Genomic DNA, 8,841 nt, shown 5'->3' with positions numbered 1-8,841 from the left:
GACGCTGCTCGATCACCCGGCGGTGTTGCGTACGCAGCTGACGGCGCTTGCGAAGGCTTCCGAGGGGCTGCCGGTCTATCTCGAGGTGATGGCGCCGATGGTCGCGGACCGTATCGACGCGAAGGCGTTCGCGGATGCGTGCCGTGAGGCCGGGCTGCAGGCGAAGTTCGGTGCCATGGTCGAGATTCCGTCGGCCGCTCTGCGGGCGCGGTCGATCCTGCAGGAGGTCGAGTTCCTGTCGCTGGGCACCAACGATCTCGCTCAGTACACCTTCGCCGCCGACCGTCAGGTGGGCGCGGTGTCCCGTCTTCAGGACCCATGGCAGCCCGCGCTGCTTGACCTGGTCGCCCTGTCCGCCGAGGCGGCGAAGGCCGAGGGCAAGAGCTGTGGTGTCTGCGGCGAGGCCGCATCGGACCCGCTGCTCGCGTGTGTGCTGACCGGCCTGGGGGTCACCTCACTTTCCATGGGTGCGGCGTCGATTCCGTACGTCCGAGCGACGCTGGCGAAGTACACGCTGGCGCAGTGCGAGCGTGCCGCGGCGGCGGCGCGCGCATCGGACACTGCCGAAGAGGCGCGCAACGCGGCTCAGGCGGTGCTGTCCGGCGAGTAGGACAGCACCGTTACCCCGAGCGGTGATCGAGGGGTGCCCCACCTACGGTGCGGCACCCCTCGCCGCGTTCAGTGCGTGTGCGCCGTCGTGGGGCCGTCGTCCCTCAGGTCAGGTGGCACGCAGTAGTCGACGCCTGATTCCGGGGAGACGAGGTCGCCGGAATCGATGTCGGTGCAGTAGGCGTCGAAGACCTCTCCTGCGGTCAGCGGTTCCAGGCCTTCGCCACGCAGGCGCCAGCCGAAGACGCGGTCGGTGGTGTCCGGGGCGCTGGTGCGCATGACGAGGCCTCCGGCGCTCTGAGTGGCGATGCCGACGGCCAGGACGGTGGTGAATTCGAGGGCCTCGGCCTCGTCGAGCTGGGGTGTGCCCTCCTCGTCGTCGTCGGCATGGAGTACGGCGGTAAGTGTTTCCGGCGCGGTCGAGACGCTGCACACGAGGTGGCGCCGGCCGGGGCCCGTGCTTTCGAGGATGCGCACGAGCAGGTCAGAGGCTCGGATGAAAGCCGCACGGCCGATGTCCTCGCCACAGGACGCGCAGTTCCCGATGCGGGACAGGAGCGTAGTCGCGTACTCCCAAGTGGCTTGTCGGACGGCCTCGTCGACGAGGTCCGGGACGAGCTCGGCGAGGGGTTGTCCCTCGTACGGGAGGGTGGCGCCCGTTGCGGCGAGCTCTGCTGTGAAGCGGGTGCGGCTGGTCGGGGCGTCGGGTTCCAGGCCGTGCTCGGCGCAGAACTCCGCGTACTCCTCGGGGTCGAAGAGTGCCACTGTGGTGTGGCCGCCTTGGGAAGCCAGTGTCCTGAGCAGGGCTTCCACCTGCTGGAGGTAGCTCTCGTGGTCGGCAAAGGTGAACGTGCGATAGCGTCGCATCGCCGTGAAGTCCTGTTCGTCCGTCAGCAGGCCGAGGGTGCCGGCGATTTCGCGGCGCAGTACGCGTCGCATGCTGTGGTGCTGGATGTGCGCCATTCTTTCCCCCTGAGTGCAGTCGATCAATGCTCACTCACCGTAACCGGCGGCACTGACAACGGCCGTCGGGCGAGGGGGTCACACACCCGGTTGTGCGACAAATGCGCTGGTCAGCAACCTGATCAGGCGCGCTTGCGGGCCAGGTCCTGGTAGAAGCGGAGTAGATCCACACTGTCCACCGAGCCCACGTTGACGGCCTTTTCGAGGGGGGCGCCTTGGAGCAGACGCTTGACCGGGACCTCGATGCGCTTGCCGGTGAGGGTGTGCGGAATGCCGGGCACCTCGATGACCTCGTCGGGGACGTGGCGGGGCGAGAGCTGTTCGCGGATGGTCTGCTTGATACGTCCGAGGAGGGCTTCGTCGAGTACGGCGCCCGGCGCAAGGTGGACGAACAGCGGCATCCAGTATCCGCCGTCGGGCTGTTCGATGCCGATGACCAGGGATTCGCGGATCTCGGGGAGGCGTTCGACGGCTTCGTAGATATCGGCCGAACCCATGCGCACGCCCTGACGGTTGAGCGTGGAGTCGGAGCGGCCGTGGATGATGACCGAGCCGCGTGAGGTGACGGTGATCCAGTCCCCGTGGCGCCAGGCTCCGGGGTACACGTCGAAGTAACTGTCGTGGTAGCGGCTGCCGTCGGGGTCGTTCCAGAAGTGGATGGGCATGGACGGCATCGGGTTGCTGACGACCAGCTCGCCGACTTCGTCGGTCAGGGGTTTGCCGCTGGGGTCCCAGGACTGGAGGTCGGTGCCGAGGCACGGTGCCTGGAGTTCGCCGATGTACACCGGGAGCGTGGGTACGCAGCCTGCGAAGCAGGAGCAGACGTCGGTGCCGCCGCTGACGGAGGCGATCCACAGGTCGGCGCCGCTCTCCGCGAACTCGTCGTGCAGCCAGCGGAATCCGTCGGGCGGGAGGGGCGAGCCGGTGGTGGCGACGCACTGCACACGGGAGAGATCGAAGTCGCGGGCGGGGTGCACGTCCGCCTTGCGGCAGGCCATGACGTACGCGGCCGAGGTGCCGAAGAGCGTGGATCCCGTGAGTTCGGCAATGCGCCACTGGGCGGCCGTGCCCGGGTAGCCGGGGCTGCCGTCGTACAGAACGATGGTGGTGCCCGTCAGGAGGCCGGAGACGAGGAAGTTCCACATCATCCAGCCGGTGGAGGTGTACCAGAAGAAGCGGTCTTCGGGGCCCAAGTCGCAGTGCAAGCCGAGCTGTTTGAGGTGCTCGACGAGGATGCCGCCCTGGGACTGGACGATGGCCTTCGGGAGGCCGGTCGTGCCAGAGGAGTAGAGCACCCACAGGGGATGGTCGAACGGGACTGCTTCGAAGACGGGTTCCACGTCCGCGGAGGTGAGCGTGGACCACTCCAGGGCGCCTTCGGGAGCCTCGGTGCCGAGCAGTGGGACGTGGATCACGGCGCGCAGCGTGGGCAGTTCGCGGCGCAGCTCGGCGACGGTGTCGCGGCGGTCGTGCTCCTTGCCGCCGTAGCGGTAGCCGTCGACGGTGAACAGGACGACCGGTTCGACCTGCTGGAAGCGGTCGAGGACGCTGCGGGCTCCGAAGTCGGGCGCGCAGGACGTCCAGACGCCGCCCACGGCGGCCGTGGCGAGCAGGGCGACGACGGCCTGCGGAATGTTCGGGAGGTAGCCGCTGACGCGGTCTCCGGGGCGTACGCCGAGGGTGCGCAGCTCGGCGGCCAGGGAGCCGACCTGGCGGCGCAGTTCGGACCAGCTGACGGGGCGCGGTTCGTGGGTTTCGTCGACGTGGAGGAGGGCCGGGGCGTCGGCGCGGGTATCGGCTGCGCGCAGGGCGTGCTCGGCGTAGTTGAGCGTGGCCCCGGGGAACCACTGGGCTCCCGGCATGGAGCGGTCGCCGAGCACGCGCGCGCAGGGGGTCGAAAACCGTACGTCGAACCAGTCGGTGACGGCCTTCCAGAAGGTGTCCAGCTCATCCACCGACCAGCGGTGCAGGGCCGCGTAGCCGCCCTCGGAGGGGGCACCGTGGTGGTTGGCCGCCCAGGCATGGAACTTGGTGATCTGTGCCCGGGCGATGCGTTCCCGGTCGGGCTGCCAGAGCGGTGAGGGGTTCGCTGAGGACATGAGGCGGCTCCCGGGGACTGTGCGCGTCTTATGCGTGTATCACACACGGGCTGGGGTGTGCGCGTCACGCGGCTGACACGGACGATGCCATGTGATCGACTTCCGCACCAGAGCGCGCCGCGGATGGTCCGGGTCGTGAAGATGTGGTCCCGTCGCAGGTGAACGGCAGTTGAACGACTCACACATGCGGGCAGGTCAATGGCAGGCTGAGCAGCATGGACGGTCGTGACCTGGTGCGCTCGGTGAAGGCGGTCGGCTCTACGGGGGCGTCCCAGGGTTGGCGTACCGTGCGGGCCGCGTGGCGCAGAAGGCGTACCGACGCCTCCGGGCTTGCGCCCCGTGGTGCCGAGCGCGCGCGGGTGCCCGGGCCTGTGCTGGGCGTGGAGCCGGGGCCCGGCGGTGGACTGGTCCGGTTCACCCGCTCGGAGCTGCGCATCACCGTCGCCGTGAACGGAGCCGTCTTCTGGGGCTGGGACGGGGCCGGACCCGAGCCGTCGTACGCGCTCGTCGGCCGCTCCCCCAAGCCGGACCCGCGGGCCGTTCTGGAGCCGGACAAGAACGGCGGCTGGCGGGTGGTGGCCGAGCGCGTGACGGTCGTCGTCTCGCGGAACGGCGCCGTGGAGGTGCGTACGCCGGGCGGGGTGACCCTGCGCCGCGATCTGCCGCCCCGGTGGTGGGAGCCGGTCGGCGGGGGCGCTGCGCGGTGGATGCAGCGGTCCGAAGTGGCCGCGGACGCACGGTTCTTCGGGCTGGGCGGTCGCGCGTCGGGACCACGGCTGCGGGACGGCACGTACCGACTGTGGAACACCGACCCGGGCCTCTCGTTCGGTCCGGGCGACGATCCGCTGTACATCACCATGCCGGTGCAGATGGTGGTGGCAGATGCCGGCACGCATCTGGTGTTCCACGACAGCACCTGGGACGGCACCGTGACCTTGCGCGAAGGTGAGGAGGGTGCGGGATCCGGGCACGACCGGGCCGGGACGAGCGAACTGCGGATGGACGGCGGGCCGCTGCGCTGCTGGGTGATGGTGGGCACCCCCGCGCGCGTGCTGCGTACCTGGGCGTCGCTCACCGGGGCCGCCGCGCTGCCGCCCGCGTGGGCGCTGGGGCACCATCACGCGCGATGGGGCTTCGGCAGCGAGCAGGAAGTGCGTCGGATCGTCGCCGGATATCAGGAGCGCGGGCTGCCGCTGGACGCGGTCCACCTGGACATCGACCACTTCGACGCGCACCAGGTGTTCACCGTCGACCGAGAGCGCTTCCCCAGGCTACCGATGCTCGCCAAGGAGCTGCGCCGGGACGGGATCCGGCTGGTGTCGATCGTGGATCCGGCGGTCAAGGCCGAACGGGGCAACGCGGTGTACGACAGCGGGTCCGCGGTGGACGCCTTCGTACGGGACTCCGCGGGAAGGCCGGTACGCGGTGTCGTCTGGCCCGGCGAGTCGGTGTATCCGGACTTCACGCGCGCGCGGGTGCGTCAGTGGTGGGGCGAGCTCTACGAGGAGCGACTGGCACAGGGTTTCGCGGGCTTCTGGCACGACATGAACGAGCCGGTGTCGTTCACGGCCTTCGGGGAGAACACCCTGCCTCGCTCGGCACAGCACGACTTGGAGGGACGCGGCGGCGACCATCGTGAGGCGCACAACGTGTACGCGCTCTGCATGGCACAGGCCGGCCATGAAGGGCTGCGTGAACTGACGCCCGGAGAGCGGCCGTTCACGTTCTCTCGCTCTGGGTGGGCCGGAATGCAGCGCTACGGAGGGACCTGGTCCGGGGACGTGGCCACCGGCTGGCCGGGGCTGCGGGCGTCGTTGTCGCTGGTGGTGGGGCTCGGGCTGTGCGGGGTGCCGTACTCGGGCCCCGATGTGGGCGGGTTCGACGGCAGTCCGTCGCCCGAGCTGTATCTGCGCTGGTTCCAACAGGGGGCGTATCTGCCGCTGTTCCGTACTCACGCGAGTCTGCAGGCCGGGCGCCGGGAGCCCTGGGAGTTCGGCGACGAGATCCTCGAGCACGCGCGCGTGGCGCTCATCGAGCGGCGGCGGCTGCTGCCGTACTTCGTGACGCTGGCGCATCTGGCGCACCGTACGGGGGCGCCGTATGTGCGGCCGGTGTGGTGGGGCGCGCCCGAGGACAGGGCGCTGCGCGACTGCGACGACGCCTTCCTGCTGGGCGACTGCCTCCTGGTGGCGCCGGTGCTGAACCCGGGCACGGACCGGCGCGCGGTGCAGTTGCCGCGCGGGTGCTGGTACGACACGGAGACCGAGGAGCGCTACGAGGGGCCCGCTCAGGTGCTGCTCGATGCCCCCTTGTCGCGCATTCCGGTCCTCGCGCGCGCGGGTGCCGTAGTTCCCGTACGCGGCGCCGACGGCGGCCTGGAGCTGGAGGTGTGGGCGCCCGCCCCTGGAGGTACCGGAGGCGGGCTCGTGGTTCCGGACGCGGGCGACGGCTGGGACGAGCCGGAGATCGAGCGGTATGTGACGCGCTGGGAAGGAAAGCGCGTGGTCGTCGAGCAGGATGGGGAGGACGGCCCGAGCGAGCCGTCACGCCCCGTACGGGTTCGCGGGCTGGGGGCCCTGTGAAGCGCTCCCGAACAGCCCTTCAAGCGCCCTGGACGACGCGTCAGATGTACCGGCCTTCGAAGAACGCCCGAGCCGCCAAGGTGTGCAGAGGGAAGGCGAGTTCGGTCGCCGTACGGAGCAGGTGCCGGCCCTCGGTCTCGTCCGTCGCGGAAGGCGGTGGCAGTGTGGCGGCCGGGCGCTCCGGAAGCAGGCCGAAGAGCAGGAGGTGCCCGTCGGGCGAGCTCATCGCGTCGGCGAGCCGTACGTCGTGGGCTGCCGCGTCGATGCCCGTCTCCTCCTTGAGCTCGCGGACGACGGCGTGCCGCCAGTCCTCCCGGTGGTCGATGAACCCTCCGGGCAGGGCGATTCCCCCGCGCGCGGGGGCGATGGCTCGGGTGATGACGACCAGGGCGGTGCCCCTGACGTCGTACGCGGGCTGAAGGGCCACCGCGACGGGCAGCGGATTGCGGTAGGCGACGGCGCCACAGGAGGCGCAGGTGCGGGGCCAGCCGGAGACGCCCTCTCCGTAGGGCGCTCCGCAGCTCGAACAGTGGGAGTCCGGCGCGGAATCGGCGGGCGGGTTCTGGGACGGGGACACGACGCGGACTGTAGCCGATCATCACATGGGAGCCTCCGGAGGGCCCGCTCCATAGGAGGAGATGGGAGACGGCCGGAACCACCCCCGTGAGCCCCGGCCGCCCCTACCGATACTCCGACGCCCAGGAGGCCCCAGCGGTTCTCCTGATACACGGACCTGTCCGCCGACTGATACACGGCCCTGTCCGCCGACGCCCTGCCCAATCGACGCGCTCCATGCCACACTTCTGACGAGCCGTCAGATATGCAGCACTGGAGGGATCTTGTCCCACACCCGTACACCCGTGGTCCCGGGCTGGTTCGCCGGCGAGGGAGACGACTTCCGGCTTCTGGGTACGCGCTGTTCCGCCTGTGCATCGGTGTTCTTCCCCCGTGAGGACGCCTTCTGCCGCAACCCGGGTTGCCCGGGCGGCGAACTGGCCGAGATCCCGCTGTCCCGGAGGGGTCGTATCTGGTCGTACACGGACAGCCGGTACCGCCCGCCGTCACCGTATGTGTCCGACCCGGAACTCGAATGGCAGCCCTACGCGTTGATCGCTGTGGAGCTGGAATCCGAGCGGATCGTGGTACTCGGACAGACCGTTCCCGGAGTCACCGTCGCCGATCTGACGGTGGGCATGGAGGTGGAGGTCGTCCCGGGCGTGCTGAATGAGGACGCGGAGACGACCTGGACGACCTGGCACTGGCGGCCGACGGGGGTGGGGGCATGACGGGTGAGGTGGCGGTGCTCGGCGCGGGCATGCATCCCTGGGGCAAATGGGGACGCAGTTTCGTCGAGTACGGGGTGACGGCGGCGCGTGCGGCACTGGCCGACGCGGGGGTCGACTGGCGGGACGTCGGTTCGATCGTCGGCGCGGACACGGTCCGTGGCGGCTATCCGGGGTACGTGGCGGGGGCGACGTTTGCGAAGGCGCTGGGCTGGCAGGGTGCCCGGGTGGCGAGTGTGTACGCGGCGTGTGCGTCGGGGGCGCAGGCCGTCAACACCGCGCGGGCGCAGATCGTTTCGGGTCTCGCGGACGTGGTCCTGGTGGTGGGTGCGGACGCGGCTCCGAAGGGGTTCTTCCGGCCCGCGGGCGGGAATCGGCCGGACGATCCGGACTGGCTGCGGTTCCGTGTCCTGGGGGCGACGAATCCGACGTACTTCGGGCTGTACGCGCGGCGGCGGATGGCCGTGCACGGGGACACTCTGGAGGACTTCGCGCAGGTCAAGATGAAGAACGCCGCCCTGGGGGCGCTGAATCCGAATGCGCGGTACCGCAAGCGGGTGACGGCCGAGGCGGTCGCCGCCTCGGCCGTCGTCGCCGACCCACTGCGGCTGCTCGACATCTGCGCCACCTCGGACGGGGCCGCGGCGCTGGTGCTGTCCAGCATGGAGTTCGCGCGGCGTCATGGAGCCCCGGATCCGGTGCGGATCCGTGCCGTGTCCACGGTGACACCGCGCTTCCCCAACACGGTGCTCGATCTGCCGGACATCGCGACGGACTCGGCGGTCGCGGTGGAGCCGGCGCCCGAGACGTTCCGCGCGTCGATCGCGCGAGCGGCGTACGAGGAGGCGGGCATCGGACCGGAGGACCTGTCGCTCGCCGAGGTCTACGACCTGTCCACGGCACTCGAGTTGCAGTGGTACGAGGACCTGGGTCTGTGTGGGGAGGGCGAAGCCGCCAAGCTGCTCAGAGAGGGTGCGACGGCCCCCGGCGGGCGCATACCCGTGAACGTCAGCGGCGGACTGGCCTCCTTCGGGGAGGCCGTTCCGGCCCAGGCCATCGCCCAAGTCTGTGAGCTCACCTGGCAGTTGCGTGGTGCAGCGGGCGAACGGCAGGTCACCGGCGCTCGGGTGGGGATCACCGCGAACCAGGGGCTGTTCGGGCACGGATCGTCCGTGATAGCCGTCCGGTGAGGGCAGGGCGCCGGTACGGGCGGACTGAGGTGGACTTCCGTACGCTGAGTGACCAGCCCGGAATCCTGCGTGAACAGCTCGTGAACTGGGCTTGGTCGCGTGCCGGAAGCGTCAT

7 protein-coding genes (1 of these 7 cut by a window edge) are annotated in these 8,841 nt (G+C 70.2%); 4 read left to right on the top strand and 3 right to left on the bottom strand.

Annotated elements, in window-relative coordinates; genetic code table 11:
- Positions 1-610, top strand: partial view of a phosphoenolpyruvate--protein phosphotransferase gene (ptsP, locus tag OHT21_RS39230; RefSeq protein WP_328773004.1) — the end only. It extends 1,061 nt beyond the left edge of the window; 610 of the gene's 1,671 nt are visible here — the last part of the coding sequence; the start codon falls outside the window, past its left edge; it ends in the stop codon at positions 608-610.
- Positions 611-678: 68 nt separating this feature from the next.
- Here ptsP and OHT21_RS39225 read toward each other — a convergent pair whose 3' ends face one another.
- Both OHT21_RS39225 and OHT21_RS39220 read right to left on the bottom strand, forming a co-directional pair.
- Positions 679-1,572, bottom strand: a complete 894-nt coding sequence (locus OHT21_RS39225; RefSeq protein WP_328773003.1) for a hypothetical protein — start codon at positions 1,570-1,572, stop codon at positions 679-681.
- A 122-nt stretch (positions 1,573-1,694) separates the two neighbouring features.
- Positions 1,695-3,671 (bottom strand): acetoacetate--CoA ligase, encoded by a 1,977-nt coding sequence (locus OHT21_RS39220; protein ID WP_328773002.1) that lies wholly within the window; start codon positions 3,669-3,671, stop codon positions 1,695-1,697.
- Positions 3,672-3,886: 215 nt separating this feature from the next.
- Between OHT21_RS39220 and OHT21_RS39215 the strand changes: the two genes are divergently transcribed.
- Positions 3,887-6,253 carry a glycoside hydrolase family 31 protein gene (locus OHT21_RS39215; RefSeq protein ID WP_328773001.1) on the top strand — a complete coding sequence of 789 codons (2,367 nt, stop codon included), beginning with the start codon at positions 3,887-3,889 and terminating at the stop codon, positions 6,251-6,253.
- Positions 6,254-6,293: 40 nt separating this feature from the next.
- Here the strand turns inward: OHT21_RS39215 and OHT21_RS39210 are convergent, their stop codons facing one another.
- Positions 6,294-6,830, bottom strand: a complete 537-nt coding sequence (locus OHT21_RS39210; RefSeq protein WP_328773000.1) for an NUDIX domain-containing protein — start codon at positions 6,828-6,830, stop codon at positions 6,294-6,296.
- Between the two features lie 283 nt (positions 6,831-7,113).
- Between OHT21_RS39210 and OHT21_RS39205 the strand changes: the two genes are divergently transcribed.
- Both OHT21_RS39205 and OHT21_RS39200 read left to right on the top strand, forming a co-directional pair.
- Complete coding sequence (locus tag OHT21_RS39205) at positions 7,114-7,539, top strand: Zn-ribbon domain-containing OB-fold protein (protein WP_328774398.1); 426 nt, start codon at positions 7,114-7,116, stop codon at positions 7,537-7,539.
- Entirely contained in the window at positions 7,536-8,726 is a 1,191-nt protein-coding gene (locus tag OHT21_RS39200) for a lipid-transfer protein (RefSeq protein WP_328772999.1), read from the top strand. The genes OHT21_RS39205 and OHT21_RS39200 overlap by 4 nt, the downstream gene beginning before the upstream one ends.
- Positions 8,727-8,841 lie beyond the last annotated feature (115 nt).

The organism is Streptomyces sp. NBC_00286, assembly GCF_036173125.1.
Classification (GTDB): Bacteria; Actinomycetota; Actinomycetes; order Streptomycetales; family Streptomycetaceae; genus Streptomyces.
The sequence above is the reverse complement of the archived record's forward strand: the minus strand, read 5'-3'. Positions and strand labels throughout refer to the sequence as shown.

Coding starts and splice junctions, on each gene's coding strand:
- OHT21_RS39225 (WP_328773003.1), bottom strand. CDS start 1,572: ATGGCGCACATCCAGCACCACAGCATGCGACGCGTACTGCGCCGCGAA.
- OHT21_RS39220 (WP_328773002.1), bottom strand. CDS start 3,671: ATGTCCTCAGCGAACCCCTCACCGCTCTGGCAGCCCGACCGGGAACGC.
- OHT21_RS39215 (WP_328773001.1), top strand. CDS start 3,887: ATGGACGGTCGTGACCTGGTGCGCTCGGTGAAGGCGGTCGGCTCTACG.
- OHT21_RS39200 (WP_328772999.1), top strand. CDS start 7,536: ATGACGGGTGAGGTGGCGGTGCTCGGCGCGGGCATGCATCCCTGGGGC.